Source organism: Streptomyces sp. NPDC031670, assembly GCF_055580545.1.
Window position 1 is genome coordinate 777,279 of record NZ_JBVILC010000001.1, and the last position, 20,844, is coordinate 798,122.

At 72.4% G+C, this 20,844-nt stretch carries 18 protein-coding genes and 2 pseudogenes; 10 read left to right on the top strand and 10 right to left on the bottom strand.

The annotated features are described in order from the left end of the window. Nucleotides 1-25 precede the first annotated feature (25 nt). Nucleotides 26-316, bottom strand: a complete 291-nt coding sequence (locus ACZ5ID_RS03530; protein ID WP_468892979.1) for a holin — start codon at nt 314-316, stop codon at nt 26-28. 709 nt (nt 317-1,025) lie between these two features. Between ACZ5ID_RS03530 and ACZ5ID_RS03535 the strand changes: the two genes are divergently transcribed. The 3 genes from ACZ5ID_RS03535 to mug are packed head-to-tail and all read left to right on the top strand — an operon-like array spanning nt 1,026 to nt 3,953. Continuing rightward, entirely contained in the window at nt 1,026-1,853 is an 828-nt protein-coding gene (locus ACZ5ID_RS03535) for an SGNH/GDSL hydrolase family protein (protein WP_468892981.1), read from the top strand. 59 nt (nt 1,854-1,912) lie between these two features. Then, on the top strand, nt 1,913-3,355 hold the full coding sequence (purB, locus tag ACZ5ID_RS03540) for an adenylosuccinate lyase (RefSeq protein WP_468892982.1): 1,443 nt from the start codon (nt 1,913-1,915) through the stop codon (nt 3,353-3,355). Between the two features lie 40 nt (nt 3,356-3,395). After that, nucleotides 3,396-3,953, top strand: a complete 558-nt coding sequence (gene mug / locus ACZ5ID_RS03545; protein ID WP_468892983.1) for a G/U mismatch-specific DNA glycosylase — start codon at nt 3,396-3,398, stop codon at nt 3,951-3,953. A gap of 139 nt (nt 3,954-4,092) precedes the next feature. Here the strand turns inward: mug and ACZ5ID_RS03550 are convergent, their stop codons facing one another. From ACZ5ID_RS03550 to ACZ5ID_RS03565, 4 genes are all read right to left on the bottom strand, one after another. After that, the gene (locus tag ACZ5ID_RS03550; RefSeq protein ID WP_468892985.1) at nt 4,093-4,494 is read right to left on the bottom strand and encodes a hypothetical protein; all 402 of its coding nucleotides are present in this window, start codon (nt 4,492-4,494) and stop codon (nt 4,093-4,095) included. Between the two features lie 129 nt (nt 4,495-4,623). Further along, nucleotides 4,624-5,061 carry a hypothetical protein gene (locus ACZ5ID_RS03555; RefSeq protein ID WP_468892987.1) on the bottom strand — a complete coding sequence of 146 codons (438 nt, stop codon included), beginning with the start codon at nt 5,059-5,061 and terminating at the stop codon, nt 4,624-4,626. 37 nt (nt 5,062-5,098) lie between these two features. After that, nucleotides 5,099-5,845 (bottom strand): ABC transporter permease, encoded by a 747-nt coding sequence (locus ACZ5ID_RS03560; protein ID WP_468892988.1) that lies wholly within the window; start codon nt 5,843-5,845, stop codon nt 5,099-5,101. Between the two features lie 3 nt (nt 5,846-5,848). Beyond that, nucleotides 5,849-6,790, bottom strand: coding sequence for an ABC transporter ATP-binding protein (locus ACZ5ID_RS03565; RefSeq protein WP_468892990.1), 942 nt, complete (start codon nt 6,788-6,790; stop codon nt 5,849-5,851). A 107-nt stretch (nt 6,791-6,897) separates the two neighbouring features. On the opposite strand from ACZ5ID_RS03565, the gene ACZ5ID_RS03570 reads away from it, so the two are divergent. The 3 genes from ACZ5ID_RS03570 to ACZ5ID_RS03580 all read left to right on the top strand — a co-directional run bounded on the left by ACZ5ID_RS03570 (nt 6,898) and on the right by ACZ5ID_RS03580 (nt 10,206). After that, nucleotides 6,898-8,070 carry a sensor histidine kinase gene (locus ACZ5ID_RS03570; protein ID WP_468892992.1) on the top strand — a complete coding sequence of 391 codons (1,173 nt, stop codon included), beginning with the start codon at nt 6,898-6,900 and terminating at the stop codon, nt 8,068-8,070. A gap of 239 nt (nt 8,071-8,309) precedes the next feature. Further along, a complete protein-coding gene (locus ACZ5ID_RS03575) occupies nt 8,310-8,960 on the top strand; it encodes a response regulator transcription factor (RefSeq protein WP_406554645.1) in 651 nt (216 codons plus the stop codon). 88 nt (nt 8,961-9,048) lie between these two features. Beyond that, nucleotides 9,049-10,206: an ROK family transcriptional regulator gene (locus ACZ5ID_RS03580; RefSeq protein ID WP_468892994.1), complete on the top strand. Its 1,158-nt coding sequence runs from the start codon at nt 9,049-9,051 to the stop codon at nt 10,204-10,206. A gap of 112 nt (nt 10,207-10,318) precedes the next feature. Here the strand turns inward: ACZ5ID_RS03580 and ACZ5ID_RS03585 are convergent, their stop codons facing one another. Together ACZ5ID_RS03585 and sigJ are read right to left on the bottom strand one after the other, a co-directional pair. Further along, nucleotides 10,319-11,080 (bottom strand): GntR family transcriptional regulator, encoded by a 762-nt coding sequence (locus tag ACZ5ID_RS03585; RefSeq protein WP_468892996.1) that lies wholly within the window; start codon nt 11,078-11,080, stop codon nt 10,319-10,321. A 248-nt stretch (nt 11,081-11,328) separates the two neighbouring features. Beyond that, nucleotides 11,329-12,303 (bottom strand): RNA polymerase sigma factor SigJ, encoded by a 975-nt coding sequence (sigJ, locus tag ACZ5ID_RS03590; protein ID WP_468892998.1) that lies wholly within the window; start codon nt 12,301-12,303, stop codon nt 11,329-11,331. Between the two features lie 204 nt (nt 12,304-12,507). Between sigJ and ACZ5ID_RS03595 the strand changes: the two genes are divergently transcribed. Next, the gene (locus ACZ5ID_RS03595) at nt 12,508-13,338 is read left to right on the top strand and encodes an alpha/beta fold hydrolase (RefSeq protein WP_468892999.1); all 831 of its coding nucleotides are present in this window, start codon (nt 12,508-12,510) and stop codon (nt 13,336-13,338) included. Between the two features lie 483 nt (nt 13,339-13,821). On the opposite strand, the pseudogene ACZ5ID_RS03600 reads toward ACZ5ID_RS03595, so the two are convergent. After that, a pseudogene (locus tag ACZ5ID_RS03600) lies at nt 13,822-14,283 on the bottom strand (EamA family transporter); the annotation flags it as partial. On the opposite strand from ACZ5ID_RS03600, the gene pdxR reads away from it, so the two are divergent. After that, on the top strand, nt 14,274-15,761 hold the full coding sequence (pdxR, locus tag ACZ5ID_RS03605; protein ID WP_468893000.1) for a MocR-like pyridoxine biosynthesis transcription factor PdxR: 1,488 nt from the start codon (nt 14,274-14,276) through the stop codon (nt 15,759-15,761). The pseudogene ACZ5ID_RS03600 and the gene pdxR overlap by 10 nt on opposite strands. Here the strand turns inward: pdxR and ACZ5ID_RS03610 are convergent. Then, nucleotides 15,758-16,171, bottom strand: coding sequence for a VOC family protein (locus tag ACZ5ID_RS03610; protein ID WP_468893002.1), 414 nt, complete (start codon nt 16,169-16,171; stop codon nt 15,758-15,760). The two genes, pdxR and ACZ5ID_RS03610, sit on opposite strands and share 4 nt — an antisense overlap. A gap of 286 nt (nt 16,172-16,457) precedes the next feature. On the opposite strand from ACZ5ID_RS03610, the gene ACZ5ID_RS03615 reads away from it, so the two are divergent. Both ACZ5ID_RS03615 and ACZ5ID_RS03620 read left to right on the top strand, forming a co-directional pair. After that, the gene (locus ACZ5ID_RS03615) at nt 16,458-18,041 is read left to right on the top strand and encodes an alkaline phosphatase D family protein (protein ID WP_468893003.1); all 1,584 of its coding nucleotides are present in this window, start codon (nt 16,458-16,460) and stop codon (nt 18,039-18,041) included. 170 nt (nt 18,042-18,211) lie between these two features. Further along, nucleotides 18,212-19,585, top strand: a pseudogene (locus ACZ5ID_RS03620) (GNAT family N-acetyltransferase); the annotation flags it as partial. Here ACZ5ID_RS03620 and ACZ5ID_RS03625 read toward each other — a convergent pair. Continuing rightward, nucleotides 19,548-20,813 carry a trans-sulfuration enzyme family protein gene (locus ACZ5ID_RS03625; protein ID WP_468893004.1) on the bottom strand — a complete coding sequence of 422 codons (1,266 nt, stop codon included), beginning with the start codon at nt 20,811-20,813 and terminating at the stop codon, nt 19,548-19,550. The pseudogene ACZ5ID_RS03620 and the gene ACZ5ID_RS03625 overlap by 38 nt on opposite strands. Nucleotides 20,814-20,844: the final 31 nt, after the last annotated feature.

Sequence of the window (20,844 nt, forward strand, 5' to 3'; positions counted from 1 at the left end):
CCGGGGCCGTGTCCCCCGGGGCCGCTCACACAGCGGGCTTGGGGGCGGCTTCGGTCCCCGGCGCCGCGGCCACCGGCTTGGCGGGGGCGTCCGGCTCCGTGGTCTCGGTGAGGCCCGGGCCCGGCCGCCCCAGACCGGACGAGCCGATGGCCATCAGCACGGACGCCACCGTGGCCAGCCCCGCGGTGGCGAGCGCCGCCTTCCAGTCCACGTCGAACAGATTGGTCGCCCCGGCCGTCAGGACCGCCGCGAGCGACTGCGCGAACGTACGGATAGCCCGCTCGGCAGTCGCCTTCCAGAAGGCTTTGGTGAACATGGAACGCTCGCTTTCTCGTGCGTGATCGCGTGGTCGCGTGGTCGCGTGTTGGTCTGTGGTGTGAACTGTGTCGTGACCCGCGTCGTAGTCTGCGGGGTCAAGTGGTCCGAACTGAAACAGAATTGAGGCACGGGGGCGCGGGGCCACGGGGGCAGATGAGTGTTCCCGGCATACCGCGGAACGCCCCGCGCCGACAGGGCCCGCGCGACCCGGACCTGCCGAGTCCACGCCCCGGGCGCACGCGCGGCGCCGCACCGGCCCGGAAAACATGGGCCGGGCTGCGCTCGGCGGCCAAGAGCCAGGCGCCACAACAGCCGCGGCGATAACCAGGTGCCGGGTGGGGGGGCGCCGGGTGCCGGACGCCGGGTGCCGGGTGGGGGTGCCAGGTGCCGGGTGGGGGCGTCGGGTGCCAGGTGCCGGCCATGGACGCCGAGGCCCGGGCGATCGGCTACGTGCCCCGGCGCCGACCCTGGGGCGGGCACCGACGCGGGTCAGTACGCTGCCGCGGCCGGCAAACCGTCGGACAAGACGTCGTCGTCACCGGCGTCCCCCGCGACGACCAGCCCCGCCGAACCCGGCACCCAAGCCCCCGCCGAAACCCCCGCCACGGCTTCCGCCCACCCCTGTTCCGGCGCCCCGCCCATACGTTTCCCCCTCGCCCTTTCCACCCGGACCGCGTGACACTACCGCGCGGTACGATCGCTCCGCCATGGAGATGAATGCCAGCTACACCAGCTTTGTCGCGCTCGGTGACTCCTTCACCGAGGGCATGTCCGACCTCCTGCCCGACGGTTCCTACCGCGGCTGGGCGGACCTGCTCGCGGCCCGGCTCGCCGCCCGGACGCCCGGCTTCCGCTACGCCAATCTCGCCATACGCGGCAAGCTCATCGGCCAGATCGTCGACGAGCAGGTCCAGCCCGCCGCCGCGATGCGGGCGGACGTGGTGACCCTGGTGGGCGGCCTGAACGACACACTGCGCCCCAAGTGCGACATGGGCCGGGTGCGCGGGCTCCTCACCGAGGCCGTCGAGACGCTGGCGCCGTCCTGCGGGCAGCTCGTCCTGATGCGCAGTCCCGGCCGCAACGGCCCGGTCATGGAACGCTTCCGCCCCCGTATGGAAGAGCTCTTCTCCCACATCGAAGACCTCGCCGCCAAGCACAACGCCCTCGTCGTCGACCTGTACGGCGCGGCCGTGCTCGGCGACCCGCGGCTGTGGGACGTCGACCGGCTCCATCTGACCGGCGAGGGCCACCGCCGGGTGGCCGAGGCGGTCTGGCAGAAGCTCGGCCTTCCCCCCGAGGACGACTGGCTCGCCCCGCTGTCGAACGGGCCGCGCCCGCGCTGGGCGTCGCGCCGGGTGGCCGACGCGCGGTTCGCCCGGCAGCACCTCGCCCCGTGGATCGGCCGCCGCCTCACCGGCAGGTCCTCGGGCGACGGCCGCCTCGCGAAGCGCCCGGAGCTGCTGCCGTACGACCTCACTCCGCCCGTGGCGGACGGACCGGGGACGACGTCCGGCGACGTGACCGCGCTCTCGTAGCAAGCCACAAACCGGACCGGGGCGCTGGCCTGCAGAAATCGCCAGTAGAATCTGGACACGTGACTGCTGTGTCTGCGAAGCCTCGCATCCCCAATGTCCTGGCCGGCCGCTACGCCTCCACGGAGCTGGCCGTCCTCTGGTCCCCCGAGCAGAAGGTGAAGCTGGAGCGTCAGCTCTGGCTCGCCGTGCTGCGCGCGCAGAAGGACCTCGGGATCGAGGTGCCGGACGCCGCCCTCGCCGACTACGAGCGCGTACTCGATCAGGTCGACCTCGCCTCGATCGCCGAGCGCGAGAAGGTCACCCGCCACGACGTGAAGGCGCGGATCGAGGAGTTCAACGCCCTCGCCGGGCACGAGCAGGTCCACAAGGGGATGACCTCCCGCGACCTGACGGAGAACGTCGAGCAGCTCCAGATCCGGCTCTCCCTGGAGCTGATGCGCGACCGGACCGTGGCCGTCCTCGCCCGGCTCGGCAAGCTCTCCGGTGAGTACGCGGAGCTGGTCATGGCGGGCCGCTCGCACAACGTCGCCGCGCAGGCCACCACCCTGGGCAAGCGCTTCGCCACCGCCGCCGACGAGCTCCTCGTCGCCTACGGCCGCCTGGAGGAGCTGCTCGCCCGCTACCCGCTGCGCGGTATCAAGGGCCCCGTCGGCACCGCCCAGGACATGCTCGACCTGCTCGGCGGCGACGCCTCCAAGCTCGCCGAGCTCGAACAGCGCATCGCCGGTCACCTCGGCTTCGCCCACGCCTTCACCTCCGTCGGGCAGGTCTACCCCCGCTCCCTCGACTACGACGTCGTCACCGCCCTGGTACAGCTCGCCGCCGCACCCTCCTCGGTCGCCAAGACGATCCGTCTGATGGCCGGACACGAGCTGGTCACCGAGGGCTTCAAGCCGGGCCAGGTCGGCTCGTCCGCGATGCCGCACAAGATGAACACCCGCTCCTGCGAGCGCGTCAATGGCCTGATGGTCATCCTGCGCGGCTACGCCTCGATGACCGGCGAGCTCGCCGGCGACCAGTGGAACGAGGGCGACGTCTCCTGCTCGGTCGTCCGCCGGGTCGCGCTGCCCGACGCGTTCTTCGCCTTCGACGGTCTGCTCGAGACCTTCCTCACCGTGCTCGACGAGTTCGGCGCCTTCCCCGCCGTCGTGGCCCGCGAGCTGGACCGCTACCTTCCCTTCCTCGCCACCACGAAGGTGCTGATGGCGGCGGTACGCGCCGGGGTCGGCCGCGAGGCCGCGCACGAGGTCATCAAGGAGCACGCCGTCGCCTCCGCGCTCGCCATGCGCGAGCAGGGCGCCGAGCGAAACGAACTCCTCGACAAGCTGGCCGCCGACGACCGTATGCCGCTCGACCGTGCCCAGCTCGACGCCCTGATGGCCGACAAGCTGTCCTTCACCGGCGCCGCCGGTGACCAGGTCGCCGCTCTGGTCTCCCGTATCGAGGAGATCGTCAAGCAGCACCCGACCGCCGCCGCGTACACTCCGGGTTCGATCCTCTGACCCGGCCCCGGGCCGACGACGTCACGGACGGGACCACACGATGACTCCCGAGGAACTCCAGGCCGCTCGCGACAACGTCATTCCCGACGTGGTCGCGGGCGGTCTGTCCGTGCTCTTCTGCGGCATCAACCCCGGTCTGATGTCCGCCGCCACCGGCCACCACTTCGCCCGTCCGGGCAACCGCTTCTGGCCGGTCCTGCACCTTTCGGGCTTCACCCCGCGCCGACTGAAGCCCTCCGAGCAGAACGAACTGCTCACCTACGGCCTCGGCATCACGAACGTCGTCGCCCGGGCGAGCGCCCGGGCCGACGAGCTGAGCGCCGAGGAGTACCGCGAGGGCGCCCGTATCCTCACCGCCAAGGTCGAACGGCTCCGCCCGCGCTACCTCGCCGTGGTCGGCGTCACCGCCTACCGCACCGCCTTCGACGACCGCAAGGCCCGCATAGGCCCCCAGACCCGCACCATCGGCGACACCCGCGTCTGGGTCCTGCCCAACCCCAGTGGTCTGAACGCCCATTGGACGGCGGAGACGATGGCCGAGGAGTTCGCCCGCCTACGAACGGCGGCGCAAGCGCAACCAAACCCGACAGACGGCTAGCGGGGGAGGCTGACGGGGCCAGCGGCAGACGGCTGGCGGCTGGCGGCGGCCATCTCGCCCCCGGCCCAGCGGGTGCGCCGCGCCCCCAGCGCCGCGGCCACCAGCACTGCTGAGCTCCCAACCCCCTGCCCACTTCTCCTCACCTGGCTGCTTCCGGCCCCCGCCTCCGCAGACGGATGTCCGTGTCCATCGCATAGCTCTGTGTCCAGGTGCGGCCCGCGTCCGACTTCCAGGTGACATGTGCCGTCGAGATCGCCCTCTCGACCTTCACCCGGTCGACGGTCATCGACCGGTCGCCGTCCCGTACGTCACCCCGGCGCAGGTCCTGCGCCTTGACCGACACGGGCTCGCTCGGGGCCACATTCTCCGCCTCGTCCGCCGCCCGCACCAGCGCCGCCGCCAGCTCCCGGGCCTGCGCGGGGGTGAACTCGGCCACTGACGCCTCACCACCGCCGGCGAAGCCGGTCATCTGCACCAGACCGTCCGCCACGACGGACACTTCCGTCGTACCGCCGCCCAGGTCCGCCACTGCGTACGTCATCACGATCTCCTCACCCGCCGGCAGGAGACGGCGACGCATCAGGACGTTACGCCACGGCGGACCACCGAACCGCCGGACCTCACCCCGCGGCCGTGCCTCTCCCCCGTACGGCAGGTCACCCCGCACGCCCTACGGCGGATCGACCTCCGTCACCACCGCCAGCAGCTGGAACTCCAGTTCCGTGTCCCACTGCGAGACGCCGACGGCGACCCAGCGGCCGTCCGCCTGCCAGATGTGGAGGTAGGGAACGCTGTTGCTCAACTCGTCCCACGGCGCGGCTATCTCCTCTCCTTCCATGCCCCGGGTCAACACGCTCCAGAGACTGATCATCTGCGCCGCACCCCACCGCCGGCTCAACAGCCCGGCCAGTGCCTCGCACTCGGCCTCGTACTGCTCCTCCACTTCGACGCGTCTGCTGCCGTCGTCATCCCAGAAGTCCTCGCTGGTGCTGAGCTCCACCAGGTGGTAGCCGGGGCCGCTGGTGATCGCTCCCGACCTGCCGCGCTCCGCGGGGAAGTCGCGGACGCGCAGCAGGTCGATGACTTCGAGATGCCGTGCGGTGGTCATGCAGTCAGTAAACCCGCAGCCACTGACAATTCGTCCGTCAGGCGTCCCGCCGCCGCAGCGTCCACCAGCCCGCCGCCACGGCCAGGGCGCTCCACGCGGCGAGAACCGCCATGCCGCTCCAGGCCCCCAACGGCCCCTCCGAGTGGAGAAGAAGGATCTGCCGTCCGGCCCGGTCCGGCAGGAAGTCCTGGGCGCCGCCACCCTCCGACACGTCCCCGACCACGAAGGGCACGATCAGGAACAGCGGCACCAGCACACTCATGGCCCCGGTGACGCTGCGCAGCAGGGCCGCGAGGCCCGCGGCCAGCAGGCTGAGCAGGGACAGGTAAAGGGCGCATCCGATCACCGCGCGCAGGGCCCCGGGATCACCGATGCCTATGCCGAACCCCTTGTCCATGAGCGCCTGGCCGGACAGGAAAGACGTCAGGCTGGTGACGAGGCCCACGGCGAGGACCAGCCCGCCGATCACGGCCAGTTTCGCCCTGTAGAACAGCCCCCGGTCGGGCACGGCGCCGAGCGAGATCCGTATTCCTCCGTTCTTGTACTCCGCGGCCATGGCTGTCGCCCCGAAGGTGAGCGCCGCCATCTGCCCGAAGTTCAGGCCGTAGTAGGAGAAGAGGACGGGGTCGAAGTCGGTGCTGTCGGGCTCCGGGCGACCCAGCGTGGCGCACATGAGGACGGTCAGTCCGGCTGTGGCCAGGAACACGGATATCAGCGACCCGACGAGAGAGCGCAGCGAGCGGACCTTGATCCACTCGGCGTGGAGAACCGCGGGGAACGACATGGCTCATACCTCCTGGTCGCGGTGGGGATTTCCGGACATGGCGGACGCGAACTCCGCCTCGCCGGCTGTCAGGTCGAGGTAGGCCTGCTCCAGCGTGGCTTCCTCTGTCGCCAGTTCGAGGATCGGGATGCCTTCCGCCGCGGCGATCGGTCCCACGTCCTCGACCCGTGCGCCCTCGACTGTCCAGCGGCCGTCCTCACCCTGGACGGGTGCGAAGCCCCGGGAGGTGAGGACCGTGCGCAGACGGCCGCCTTCGGTGGTCCGCAGACGCACCCGCGGCTGGATGCGCGAGTCGATGAAGTCCTGCATGGCGGTGTCGGCCAGCAATCGTCCCCGGCCGAGGACGACGAGGTGGTCGGCGAACGAGGCGGTCTCGTTCATCAGATGACTGGAGACCAGGACGGCCCGGCCCTGCCGCGCGAGCCCGCGCATCAACTCCCGTATCCAGATGATCCCTTCCGGGTCGAGTCCGTTGGAGGGCTCGTCGAGGATCAGCACCGCGGGGTCGCCGAGCAGGGCCGCGGCGATGCCGAGCCGCTGGCGCATGCCGAGGGAGAAGGTCTTGACGCGTCGGTCCGCCACACTGGCGATTCCCGCCTCTTCCAGCACCTCGTCGACACGGCGCACCGGTATGCGGTTGCCGGCCGCGAGGGCGCGCAGATGGTTCCGCGCGGTGCGCGAGCCGTGAGCGGCCTGGGCGTCGAGGAGCGCCCCGACGTGGTGCAGCGGTTCGTCGAATTCCGCGTACGGGCGGCCACCGACCGTGGCGGTGCCGGAGGTCGGCCGGTCCAGGCCGAGCACGAGGCGCATGGTCGTGGACTTGCCCGCGCCGTTGGGGCCGAGGAAGCCGGTGACCCGGCCGGGCCGCACGCTGAACGTCAGGCGGTCCACGGCGCGGGTGGTTCCGTACTCCTTGGTGAGCTCTTGGACGTCGATGCTGGTCATGTCTCAACATTCGCCGTCGTGCCAGGTCCTGGGCCTCCCCCGGGCGGGGGGATCATCTCCCCCGTGCGGGGGAGCCGCGGCGATTCGGGCGCTGGCACGATGGCGACATGTTCCGCTTCCTCCGCCCGCTGGGCCGCTCCGTGACGTACACGCGATGGCTGCATCTGTCGATGCCCGTCGCCGTGTACGGCATTTGGCTGTTCATCGACATGGAAAAGCCCTATGTCCCCTTCCTCGCGCTGCTGTTGATAGGGCTGATACCGGCTGTGCGCCTGGCCGAGGGCATACAGGTCCAGTTGCTCGTCGTGCCGAAGGAGCGGGGTCGGCACGACGCGACCGTTTCCGCGGCCTCGTCGGCCGGTTGGGCCGAGCAGTGGCGGACCGTCGCGTGGCTGGAGATCCGACTGGCCCTCGCGCTGGTGACCATGGTGGTATCGGTATGGCTCCCCATGATCACGTACGAGTTGCTGACCGCTCCCGCGGGCAGTGGGGCGGGCGAAGTCCCCGTGCTGCGCGACATGGCACCGCACTGGTGGTGGTGGGTGCTCGCCCCGCTGCCCCTCCTCCTCATGCTCGGTTGCGTCACGGCCCTCGGAGAGCTGAATGCCACCCTCGCGCGGCAACTGCTTGGCCCGTCGAAGGAGGAGCGGCTGACCGCGCTGGAGGAACGGACGGAGCAACTGCTCGAACGCAACCGGATCGCGCGCGAGATCCATGACTCGATCGGGCACGCCCTGACCGTCGCCGTGGTGCAGGCGGGCGCTGCCCGGACGGCGGGAGATCCGGCGTTCACCGCCAGGGCGCTAGCGGCGATCGAGGAGACGGGCCGGGCGGCACTGGACGACCTGGAGCGCGTCCTGCTGGTCCTGCGTGAGAGTGGGGGCCCGGTGGGACAGCGGCCGACGCTCGACGAGGCCGACCGGCTGCTCGAATCGGCGCGGGCGTCGGGGGCGAAGGTGGAGGTCGAACTGAGCGGCCCGCTGACCTCCGTGCCCGGCCCCGTCTCCAGGGAGGGGTACCGGATCCTTCAGGAGGCGCTGACCAATGTGCTGCGGCACTGCGGACCGGTGCCCGTGCGGGTGCGGATAGCGGTGTCGGGTGAACGATTGGAGCTCGATGTGACGAATCCACTGCCGGGTTCCCTACCCGGCGGACAGGGCGGCAGCGGGCTGCGCGGTATACGGGAAAGGGCGGCGCTGCTGGGTGGCGAGGCCCGTTCGGGTCCTCAGGAAGGAGAGTGGAGGGTGCGCGTCCGGCTCCCGCTGGACGGCCTGCGCTGATGGACCGCCCGGGCGTGCCGTTCAGGTCTGGCCGGCTTCGGCCCTGGCGCGCCGGCGCGGTGGACGAGCGGGGGACGCTGCGTGGCTGCGAGGCGGAGAGGGGCGGCGACGCGTGGGGGTCCCCCTGGCTGGGCGGAGCCGAGACCTCGCAGGCGCCGTCAACCGACGGCAAATCCGCGGACGTGCGTGCCGGCCACCCACGACGAGGGCAAGATCCGAACACGCCCTAGGGTGGACGGATGCCGGTCACCGTTCTTCTCGTCGACGACGAACCCCTGGTCCGCGCGGGTCTGCGGGCTGTTCTGGAGTCCCAGCCCGATATCGAGGTGGTGGGCGAGGCCGCCGATGGCGCCGCCGTCATCCCGCTGGTGCGCCAGTTGCGCCCCGATGTGGTGGCGATGGATGTGCGGATGCCGCTGCTCGACGGCATAGAGGCCACCCGGGCGGTGCTGCGCACCGTGCAGAATCCGCCGAAGATCCTGGTGGTCACCACGTTCGAAAACGACGAGTACGTGTACGAGGCGCTGCGGGCGGGTGCCGACGGGTTTCTGCTGAAGCGGGCCCGGCCCGCCGAGATCGTGCACGCGGTACGGCTGGTCGCGGAGGGCGAGTCGTTGTTGTTCCCCGCGGCGGTCCGTGCGCTTGCGGCCGAGTACGGCAACCGGGAAGCGAAGGCGGCGCTGGACAAGGCGGCGCTCACCGAGCGTGAGGCGGCTGTTCTGCGGCTCATGGCGCGCGGGCTCAACAACGCGGAGATCGCGGCCCGGCTGATCGTCGGTACCGAGACGGTGAAGACGCATGTCAGCGCCGTCCTGGCCAAGTTGGGCGCCCGGGACCGGACCCAGGCGGTCATCGCGGCGTACGAGTCGGGTTTCGTGGCTCCGAGCTGATGCGTCTCCGTGACCATCCGCCACTCGCCGTCTACCTGACCAGCGAGTACGATCCGGCAGACACGCGTACGAGCTGGGAGGACACACGTTGGGGCGGCTGACCGGCGGGGATCCCTCTCTGCTGCGGCGGATCAATTCCGCAGTGGTTCTCCATGCGCTGCGTGGGGCGGAATCCCCCACTCTGACCGATCTCACCCGGATCACCGGTCTGTCCAGGCCGACGGTCGAGGGTGTGGTCGAAGGACTCATGGAGGGCGGGCTCGTCGTCGAGTCGGCTCCCGAGGAGGGTGAGGCGCGCCGCCAGGGGCGTCCCGCGCGCCGGTTCAGGTTCCGGGCCGAGGCGGGCCATCTGCTGGGTATCGAGATCGGCCCGCACCGGGTGGCGGCGCTGCTGTCCGGGCTTGACGGCCGGATCGTGGGTGCCGGGTCCCGCGTGGTGGCGGAGACGGCCTCCGCCGACGAGCGACTGGAGAAGGTCAGGGCGACGGTCGCCGATCTGCTGCGGCGGGCCGGAGTGGCGCGCAGCTCGCTCCGCGCGGTCGGTGTGGGCAGCCCGGGCATAGTGGAGGCCGACGGCACCGTACGGCTGGGGACGGCACTGCCCGAGTGGACCGGCCTGCCCCTGGGCGAGCGGTTGCGGCGGTCGTTCCGCTGCCCGGTCCTGGTCGAGAACGACGCCAACGCGGCGGCCGTGGCCGAGCACTGGAAGGGTGCGGCGACCGACTCCGACGACATCGTCTTCGTCCTGGCGGGACTGAGCCCCGGAGCCGGATCGCTGATAGGCGGGCGGCTGCACCGGGGCTTCGGCGGCGCGGCCGGCGAGATCGGCGCGCTGCACCTGCTGGGCCGCGACGTGACGCCGGAGAGGCTGCTGTCGACGACCGAGGAACCGTTGCACCCGCTGGACGAGCAGGCGGTCGCGGATGTGTTCGCCCTGGCCAAGCGGGGTGACAGCGGTGCGCAGGAGGCGGTCGAGCGGTTCATTCAGAGGCTGGTCCACGACGTGGCGGCGCTGGTGCTCGCGCTCGACCCGGAGCTGGTGGTCGTGGGTGGCTGGGCGGCGGGCATCGACGGGGTGCTCGAACCCCTGCGGCAGGAGCTGGCGCGGTACTGCCTGCGTCCTCCGCGGGTCGCCCTCTCGCTGCTCGGGGAGGCGGCGGTGGCGACCGGTGCGCTGCGGCTGGCGCTCGACCATGTCGAGGAGCAGTTGTTCGCGGTCGAGGGCACGGTGACGGCCCGCCGCTGAGCGGGCGAAGGGGCAAGCGGGCGGATGAGCAAGGGGACCTGCCCCGGCCCGAACGCGTACGGCCCGCCGCTGTCCAAGCGGCGGGCCGTACGGGAGAAACGGGGGGCAGGGGTCAGGAGGCCTGGCGGTGGCCGTCGTGGCTGATCTGCACGTCGCCCGAGTCGCCGAAGGTGAGGCGGCAGGTGTCGGCGCGGTAGGTCGCCACCGAAACGGCGACGGTCCGGCCGAGCGAGAAGTAGCGCGTGGTCACGACGAGCACGGGCGCGCCCGGCAGCCGGTCGAGTTCCTTGGCGTCGTCCGCGCGGGCCGAGCCGAGCTCGACCGCGCGGTCCTGGCCTTCCAGGGCGAGGCGCTGGAGCTCGCGCAGCACGCTGCGCGCGCGGGCGGGCCCGGACGGCGCGTCGATCGAGGTGAGGTCCGGCACCGAGGACGCCGGTACGTAGAGGAGCTCGGCGGCGACGGGCTGGCCGTGGGTGGTGCGGATCCGGCGGACGGTGTGCACCTCGTCGAGCGGCTGGCCGTCGAAGAGCCGGGCCACCGAGAGCGGCGGGGCGCCGACGGCGCAGTCGGCGACCTGCCAGGTGTCACCGGCGGTGCCGGGCCAGTCGTGCTGCTCGGTGCCGACGGAGACGCCCACGCGCGGCGGGGCGACGGTCGTGCCGACGCCGCGGCGGCGCTGCAGCCTGCCTTCGAGTTCGAGCTGCTCCAGAGCCTGGCGGAGCGTGGCGCGCGCGACGCCGAAGCGGGCGGCCAGTTCACGCTCGTTGGGCAGGATCTCTCCCACCGCGAAGTCCGAGTCGAGCGCCTCGCTCAGCACGGTCTTGAGGTGCCAGTACTTCGGCTCCGGCACCGTTTCCAGCTGCGTGGTCCCCACCCTGTCCTCCGCAATCGCCGTGCCCCGGCGGCTTTTCTGCGCCCTTGTTTATTAAAGGTTCCTGCACTAACTCTGCGACCATAGGGCGGCACACCCCCTTGGTCAAGACCAATCCTCGTTCCGTTACGGAACGAATCCGACCCCTGGCGCAGAGCGTTCACACGACGTTCGCGGTCCCGTGTGCGGGGCGCAGCAAAGTACCCGTGCCCGGATCCGGGCACGGGTTGTGACTGCGGGGGCCGGTGGGGCTAACCGGGCGAGTGGTCCACGTACTCCTCACGGCCCGCGCACGGGTCGCACTCCTCGCCGCCGCCGCTTCCCTCTCCCTGCGCGCACTCCACCTCACGGATGAGCGCGGTCAGTTTGTCCGGGTTGCGTACGACATATACGCAGTGGACGCGGCCGTCGAGGACGTCGAGCTGGAGCACGCTGTCCGGCTTGCCGCCGTAGAGGACCAGTACCGCCGGACCGCCGTTGATCTCCCGGATGACGAATTCGCTGTCCGGTCCGCCCTCGTGCGAGACCGCGTACAGGAAGCGTCCGACCTTGTCGGCCGACTCGATGATCCTGGTGGGGGCCTTGGACTTGCCGCCGCTGTCGCCGATGAAACGGACGTCGGGGGCGAGCAGGGCGAGCATGGAGTCGAGGTCGCCGCCGCCCGCGGCGGCCATGAACCGCTCGGTGAGGTCGCGGCGGTGGACGGGGTCGACGTCGTAGCGCGGCTTGCGCTCGTCGACATGGCGCCGGGCGCGCCCCGCGAGCTGGCGCACCGCCGGCTCGGAGCGGTCCAGAGTGGCCGCGATCTCCGCGAAGGGGAAGCCGAACGCCTCGCGCAGGACGAAGACCGCCCGCTCCAGTGGCGAGAGCGATTCGAGGACCACGAGAACGGCGAGCGAGACGGAGTCGGCCAGCATGGCCTGTTCGACCGTGTCGGGGACGACGGGACCGAATTCGGTCGCGATCAGCTCGGGCAGCCAGGGTCCCACGTACGCCTCGCGCCGCGCCTGGATCTGCCTGAGCCGGTCGAGGGCGAGCCGTGTGGTGATCCGTACCAGGAACGCGCGCGGGTCGCGCACGCTCTCGCGCTCCCGCGCCGACCAGCGCAGCCAGGCCTCCTGCACCACGTCCTCGGCGTCGGTGACACGGCCCAGCATGCGGTAGGCCACGCCCGTGAGGACGGACCTGTGGTCTTCGAAGAGATCGGCGGCGGTGGGGGCAGTCACCGCTCCATCCCAGCCGACCGACAACCGGCTGTCCAGAAGGAGAACCCGCGCTGTTCGATTCTTCACCCCTCGCACACTGTCCTGGACACGCCCCTTGAACTCCAAGCTACCGAAGGGTAATTGTTGCTGACACGGTGTCTACCGCCGTCCGCCGCGTCAGCCATGTCCGCGCGGGGCCGTCCCTCCACGACCGGGAGCAGCACCATGACCGAAGAGGTCTCGTTCACGACCGGCTCCCCCCGGGGCAGCCGCACCGTCACCGTCTCCTACCGGCGGGCCGGCTCGGGCGATCCGCTGCTCCTGCTGCACGGCATCGGCCATCACCGCCAGGCCTGGGACCCGGTGTTCGACCTGCTGGCCGCCGAGCGCGACGTCATAGCCGTGGACCTGCCGGGCTTCGGCCGGTCCCCGGCGCTGCCCGAGGGCCTCTCGTACGGGCTGTCGACCGTCGTGCCGGTCCTGGGCGCGTTCTGCGAGGAGGTCGGCATCGACCGGCCGCATGTGGCGGGCAACTCCCTGGGCGGACTGCTGGCCCTGGAGCTGGGGCGCGAGAAGCTCGTACGGTCGGTGACGGCCTTCTCCCCCGCGGGATTCTGGTCCCAGGCGGAACGCCGCTACGCCTTCGCGACGCTGACCGCGATGCGGCGGGGGGCGAGGCTGCTGCCGCTGCCGGCCATCGAGCGGTTGTCCCGGAGCGCGCCCGGGCGCGCGGCGCTCACCAGCACCATCTACGCGCGCCCCGGGCGCCGTTCACCCGAGGCCGTCGTCGCCGAGACGCTCGCGCTGCGCGAGGCCGACGGCTTCGACGAGACCTTGCGAGCCGGGATCGACGTACGGTTCACCGCCGACGTGACAGGAGTCCCGGTCACCGTCGCCTGGGGTGCCAAGGACCGGCTGCTGCTGCGCCGGCAGGGCGTCCGTGCCAAGCACACCCTGCCCGGCGCCCGGCTGGTGCGGTTGCCCGGCTGCGGCCACGTCCCGATGAACGACGACCCCGCCCTGGTCGCGCGCGTCATCCTCGACACCAGCCGCTGAGCCGCCGCGCCGGGGGCGCCCGCTCAGCACCCCGGCGCCCAGCGCGACCCCCGCGCCGACCAGCGCGCTGCCCGCCGCCTGCGCCGTGCCGTACGCGCCGGTGCCGACGAGCGGCGCGGTGAGCGCGGCCGAGACGGGAATGAGGCCGGAGAAGAGCGTCGCGCGTTCGGCGCCGATCCGCTGCACCCCCGCGTACCAGCAGACGAAACCGACCACGGTGACGACGGCGGCCTGCCAGACCAGGGCGGCCGTTTCGGTGGCGTCGGGCAGCCGCAGCGCGGCGCGCCCGTCCAGTACGAGGGCGAGGGCGGCGGACTCGCAGGCCGCGACGCCGCAGACGGCCGCCGAGAGCAGCTTGGGTCCCAGCGGGCGCAGCACCGGCACCGCGAGCACCGCGAACCCCACCTCGCCCACCAGTGCACCCGCCGACCAGGCGATGCCCACCGCGTCCGCCCGGCCCCACCCCTGCACCGTGAAGGCCCCGGCTGCCACCAGGAAGGCTCCGTAGAACACCGGCCGGGTGGGCCGTCGCCCGTCGAGCAGCGGCACGAGGACCGCCACCACGACCGGCGCGCACCCGACGAACACCCCGGGGACGGCGGGTTCGGCCGTGCGCTCGGCGGCCAGCACCGCCATGTTGAAGCCCACCATGCCGACGGCGGAGAGCAGCGCGAGCAGGACCCACTGCGCCGGCCCGAGGCGGCGCAGCGGCGCGGTGCCGCCCCGGCCGAGCAGCGGGAGCAGCAGCAGACAGGCCAGCCCGTACCGCAGGGCCTGGCCGCCGGCGTGCGGATAGTCGCCGAGGACGCTGTTGGCGGTGAAGGACCCGCCGACGAGGACGCAGGCGACGGCGGCGAGCGCCGCGCCCCGTAGCTGTGACACGTTCATGGGGCCGACGCTAGGCAGCGCGGTGGTCTTGTTTAAGGTCCACTTCCATGACGTCATCGGGGACCACTTCGCCCCACGCGCCTCAGGGCGGCGAGGCGCGCCCGTCGTGGAACGCGGCCTGGGAACTGCTGCTTCCGGCCGCCGCCGCACCGGCCCGGCAGCGCGGCAGAATGCTTCAGTCGGCGTTCCGGGAGGCGGTCCGGTCGGGCCGGCTCGCCGCCGGGACCCGGCTGCCGTCGAGCCGTGAGCTCGCCGCCGACCTCGGGGTCTCACGGGGCCTGGTCACCGAGGCGTACGAGCAGCTCACCGCCGAGGGCTATCTGCGCAGCGACCGGGGCTCGGGGACCTGGGTGGGCGCGGCGGCGCGCGCCGCCGACGCGCCACGCGCGCGTGATCTGGCTCCGCGCGACCCGGGGGCCCGGGTCGACTTCCTGCCCGGCACCCCCGACCTGTCGCTGTTCCCGCGGGCCGCCTGGGCCGCCGCGCACAGGGGCGTCCTGGAGCGGCTGCCGCACCGCTCGCTCGGCTACCCCGATCCACGCGGGCTGCCGGAGCTGCGGACCGCGCTCGCCGCTCTGCTGGCCCGGCGGCGGGGCGTGGTCGCCGACCCGGAACGGATCGTGGTCTGCTCCGGGGTGGCTCAGGCGACGACGCTGCTCGGTTTCGCCCTCGCCGAGCGCTTCACGCCCGAAGAGCGGGGTGGGCGGACCGTGGGCGTCGAGGACCCGGGCAGCCCCGAGCACACCGCGCTGTTCGCGGCCACCGGCGTACGGACCCGGCGGCTGCCGCTCGACCGGGAGGGCCTGGCGATGGACCCGCTGTACGCCAGCGGGGTGCGGGTCGCGGTGACGACCCCGGCCCACCAGTTCCCGTCCGGAATCGCCTACTCCGCGCGTCGGCGGGCCGAACTCCTCGACTGGGCCCGGGCGGTGGACGGGCTCGTCGTCGAGGACGACTACGACGGCGACTTCCGGTACGACCGCGCGCCGGTCGGGGCCCTCCAGGGGCTCGACCCGGAACGTGTGGCGTACACCGGGTCGGTGAGCAAGTCGCTCGCCCCGGGCCTGCGGCTCGGCTGGCTGCTCGCGCCGGAGCGGCTGACCGGCTCGATCGTCGCTCGCAAACGCACCATGGACCTCGGCAATCCCGCGCTGGACCAGGCGCTGCTCGCGGACTTCGTCACCAGCGGCGCGTACGACCGTCAGCTGCGCCGGTGCCAACGCGCCTACCGGGAGCGGCGGGACGCGCTGGTCGGGGCGCTGCACGAGCACCTTCCGGGCGCGCGGGTGAGCGGGATCGCGGCCGGGCTGCACATCATCGCGCGGCTGCCCGACCGGTACGGCCCGGAGCCGCGTCTGCTCGAACGCGCCGCCCACGCGCGCGTGGCCGTGCGTCCCCTGTCGTACTACCGCTCGCCGGGGGCCGATGCGGGCGACGGCGTGCCGCTGGTGCTCGGGTACGCCCATCTGACGCCCTCGGACATCGCGCGCGGGGTGCGGCTCCTGGCCGGGGCGCTGGACGGCGGCGGCGCCTAGGAGTTGGACCAGCCCCGCCTGCACAGGACCAACCGGTAGCCGTCCGGGTCCTCGATCGTCACGCCCCACTCGTTCCAGTACGGGTTGGGCGACGGCACCCGCCTGCCGCCGTGCGCCTCCAGGCGCGCCACCAGGTCCTGCGGAACCTCTTCGTCCGCGTAGACGACCAGCAGGTCCTCCTCGGTCGGCCGGGGCGCGACGTCCCCGGCCTGCGCCTGGACCAGCTCCAGATGCCAGTCGGCGTCGGGCCAGCCGACCATCAGCAGCGCATGCTCGCCGGGGCCCGCGCCCTGCGCGTCGTGCCGCCACACGACGTCCAGGCCCAGGCCCTCCACCCAGAAGCGCTCCGCCGCGGCGAGGTCGCGCGAGGGGCGGGCGATACGGATGTGTGAACGGCCTCCGACGGGCATGGGAGCCTCGGCTTTCGCTGGTGGTGGGGTGACACGCCGCCCGAGCCGGTGGCGTGTACCCAACATAGTCATCGAAGATCACAGAGGCGATCGTCCTTCGGTCCCCGGCCGCTCGCCCTAGGCCGAAGGTATCCGGCCAGATGTCCGAGGACTGGGTGCTCACAGGTGACCTCCAGCTGTTCACCCGGGGTTCGCGCCCGCGCCGCAGCCGGGCAGTAGGCATGGCACGGATCCGCACGCGCCGGACCACCGCCCTGACCCACCACCCGTCCCAGGAGGCGCCTCGATGCCGTACCGCCCTCGGATCCCCTCGCCCAACCGCCGTACCGTACTGAAGGGTTCGCTCGTCGCCTCGGCGGGGCTCGCCCTGCCCGCCGGGCTCGCCACGGCCGCGCCCGCGCTGGCGCTCTCCGGGCGGCCGAACGCCGACTGGGGCGTGCAGACCGGTGACATCACGGCGTCCTCGGGGCTGGTGTGGGTCCGGTCCGACCGGCCGGCCCGGATGGTCGTGGAGACCTCGGCCACCGAATCGTTCCGCCGGGCGCGCAGCCGGCTGGGCCCGCTGCTGGGGCCGGGCACCGACTTCACCGGTACGACGCAGTTGCGCGGGCTGCCGCCCGGTGAGCAGATCCACTACCGCGTCACCCTGGCCGACCCCGACGACCCCCGTCGTACCGGAAAGCCGGTGTACGGCACCTTCCGCACCGCGCCCGCCTCGCGCCACCGGGACGTGCGCTTCCTCTGGTCCGGGGACGTCGCGGGGCAGGGCTGGGGCATCAACCCGGACATCGGCGGATTCCGCGTCTACGACGAGATGCGACGGCTCGATCCGGACTTCTTCCTTTCCAGTGGCGACAACATCTACGCGGACGGGGTGATCCCGCCCAGCGTGACGCTGCCCGACGGCCGGGTCTGGCGGAACCTCACGACCGAGGAGAAGTCCAAGGTCGCCGAGACGCTGGACGAGTACCGGGGCAACTTCCGCTACAACCTGCTCGACGAGAACGTACGCCGGTTCAACGCGCGGGTGCCGTCCATCGTCCAGTGGGACGACCATGAGGTGCGCAACAACTGGTACCCCGGCCAGATCCTGGACGACGCCCGCTACACCGAGAAGAACATCGACGTGCTGGCGGCCCGTTCGCTGCGAGCCTTCAGCGAGTACTTCCCCGTCTCGACGCTGCGGCCGGGCAGCCGTGAGGGCCGCGTGCACCGGGTCGTGCGCCACGGGCCGCTGCTGGACGTGTTCGTGCTCGACATGCGCACGTACCGCGACGCCAACTCCCCCGGGCGCCGGGCCGACGACACCGTGGGCATCCTCGGCGCGGAGCAGCTGGAATGGCTGAAACGGGAGCTCGGGCGCTCCCGGGCGGTGTGGAAGGTCATCGCCGCCGACATGCCGCTCGGTCTGGTCGTCACCGACGGACCGGTGAACTTCGAGGCCGTGGCCCAGGGCGACCCGGGCGCGCCGCTCGGGCGCGAGCTCCAGATCGCGGAGCTGCTGCGGTTCATCAAGCACCGCCGGATCACCGGCACCCTGTGGCTGACGGCGGATGTGCACTACACGGCGGCCCAGCACTACGAGCCGTCGCGGGCGGCGTTCAAGGACTTCGCCCCGTTCTGGGAGTTCGTGTCGGGGCCGCTCGCGGCGGGCGGCTTCCCGGCGAACGCGCTCGACGCGACCTTCGGCCCCGACCAGGTCTTCGTCCACGCGCCCGCCAGGGCCAACGCCTCGCCGATGGAGGCCCCGCCGAACTTCGGCGAGGTCGAGATCGACGGCGGCAGTGGCGAGCTGACGGTGCGTCTGCGCGCCCAGGGCGGTTCGGTACTCTTCACGAAGGTGCTGAAGCCGGGGCTGGTGGGCCAGTAGCCACGTACGGGCTCGCGCGACGGCGTACGGAGTGCGGCCCTGAGGTGGTCATTCCACGCCACAAGCCGTAAGAAACGGCCAGAAATGCACCAGAACCACACTTAACCCATCAGTCACAAAGCGTTCGCGATCACGCAACACCGCTCGGTCACAGTGAAGGCATGACTGAGATGCCCGAGTTGACTGTCCGCACGAGCACCCGCCGCCCCCACTGGCGGCGGGACCTGATCGAGCTGGCCGCGATGTTCACCGCCGTGGCGGTGGCCGACGCCGTGGCGAACACGGTCGCACACGGACCGGACGGACCGTTCCTGCTGATCGCCTCGGCGGTCGCGCTGGTCGCCACGGCGGCCTTCCACACCTGGTGGGCCCGGCGCCACAGCCACGCGCCGCCGGCACCCGTCGATACGGGCGCGGCGCCCGCTCGCACCGGCGCCGCGCCCGCCGACGGGTCCGCCCACAACGGCGCCGCCTCACGCGAGACCTCGCTGTGGCGGATGCGGGCCACCGTGCGCGACGAGCCCGGCAGCCTGGCCGCCCTGTGCACCGCACTCGCCCACAGCGGGGTCGACATCCTCACCCTCCAGACGCACCCGCTGGCCGAGGGCACGGTCGACGAACTCCTGCTGCGGGCCCCCGCCGACCTCTCGGCCGCCCGGCTGACCCGGGAGATCGCCGGGGCGGGCGGCGGTGACATCTGGCTGGAGCGCGCCGACGCGCACGACCTGGTGGACGCGCCCACCCGGGTGCTCGGCCTGGCCACCCGCACCGCGCTCGACGCGGCGGAACTGCCGCTCGCGCTCCGCCAGTTGCTGGGCCGGTGCACCATCCACTCACTGCCCGCCGTGTCGCTGTCCGGCCGTCCGACCGGTGAGACGGCGCCGGTCGAGGGCGTCCTCGAATCGACCACCATGCGGCTGCGCGATCCGGGCGGCGGGGTCATCACCATCGAGCGGCCCTACCTGCCCTTCACCCCGACCGAGTTCGCGCGGGCGCGCGCGCTGGTCGAGCTGGACGCGCGGCTCGGTCCGCGCATCCCCCGCAGCCAGGACGTCCTCACCCTCGCCGAGGGCAACGAGATCACCGTCCGCCGGGCCGGCCAGGACGATGTCGAGGCCGCCAAGGCCATGCACGAACGCTGCTCCGACCGCACGCTCGGCCTGCGCTACCACGGCCCGGTCGGCGACGCCGACCGCTATCTGAACCACCTGCTCAGCCCCCGCTACGGGCGCACCCTGGCCGCCGAGTCGGCCTCCGGGCGGCTCGTCGCCCTCGGCCATCTGCTGTGGGACGGCGACGAGACCGAGGTGGCGCTGCTCGTCGAGGACGACTGGCAGCGCCGGGGCATCGGCTCCGAGCTCCTGGAGCGCCTGGTGGCACTGGCGGCCGAGGCGGGCTGCGAGAGCGTGTACGCGGTGACGCAGTCCTCCAACACCGGGATGGTGGCGGCGATGCGCGGCCTCGGGCTGCCGCTCGACTACCAGATCGAGGAGGGCACCCTGGTGATCACCGCACGGCTGCCGAAGGCTCGCGCGGGGGCGCGTCCGTCGGCCGACTTTCCGTCGGCCTCCCTGCCCACGTTCGAGCGTCCGCTGTTCGAGCGGTCGTCGTTCGAGCAGGCGGAGCGCTGAGCGCCCGGCTCAGATCGCCCCACAGGTCCTCCACGTCCTCCAGACCGACCGAGAGCCGCAGCAGCCGGTCGCTCACCCCGGCGGACCGCCGGTCTCCCTCGGCCACGATCCGGTGGCTGATGGAGGCCGGGTGCTGGATGAGGGTGTCGACGCTGCCGAGGCTCACGGCGGGGGTGATGAGCCGGACGCCCGCGATCACGGCGTGCGGGTCGCCGTACACCTCGAAGGAGACCATCGCCCCGCCCACCGCCGGATAGTGGACCCGGGCCACCCGGGGGTCATCGGTCAGTCTGCGTACGAGCTCCGCGGCGCTCCCGGCGGCGGCCCGCATCCGTACCGGAAGCGTCGCGAGGCCCCGCAGCAGCAGATAGCCGGCCAGCGGGTGCAGCACGCCGCCGGTGGCGAACCGCACCTGGCGCAGCTGCCGGGCGAACGCGTCGTCGCACGCGACCACGCCGCCCATGACGTCGCCGTGGCCGCCCAGGTACTTGGTGGCGCTGTGCAGCACGATCCGCGCGCCCTGTTCCAGCGGACGCTGGAGCACCGGTGTGGCGAAGGTGTTGTCGACGAGCAGCGGCACCGAACCGCAGGCGTGGGCGACGGCCCTGATGTCGACCTCGGCGAGGGTCGGGTTGGCCGGGGTCTCCACGATCACCAGACCGGTGTCGGGCCGCAGGGCGTCGGCGATGCCCGCCGGGTCCACCCAGGTCACCTCCGTACCGAGCAGCCCGGCGTCCAGGAGGTGGTCGCTGCAGCCGTACAGCGGCCGGACGGCGACCACGTGCCGCAGGCCCGCCGAGGCCCGGGCGAGCAGCACCGCGGAGAGGGCGGCCATGCCGCTGGCGAAGGCGACAGCGCCCTCGGCGCCTTCCAGCCGGGCGAGGGCTGTCTCGAAACGGCCCACGGTGGGGTTGTCGAGACGGGCGTACACCGGCGGCCCCTCGGGCAGCGCTCCGGTGGCCGCGAAGGCGTCGATCCGGGCGGCCTCGGCCGCGCTGTCGTACGACGGGTAGGTCGTCGAGAGGTCGATCGGCGGGGCATGCAGTCCGAGTGCCGCGAGGTCGTCGCGGCCGGCGTGGACGGCTTCGGTGGCCAGGGCACGGGGTGCGGCCTGGGCGCGGTCCTGGGTGTCGGTGTCCATGGCGGCACTGTGGGGGCGTGACCGGAAAGAA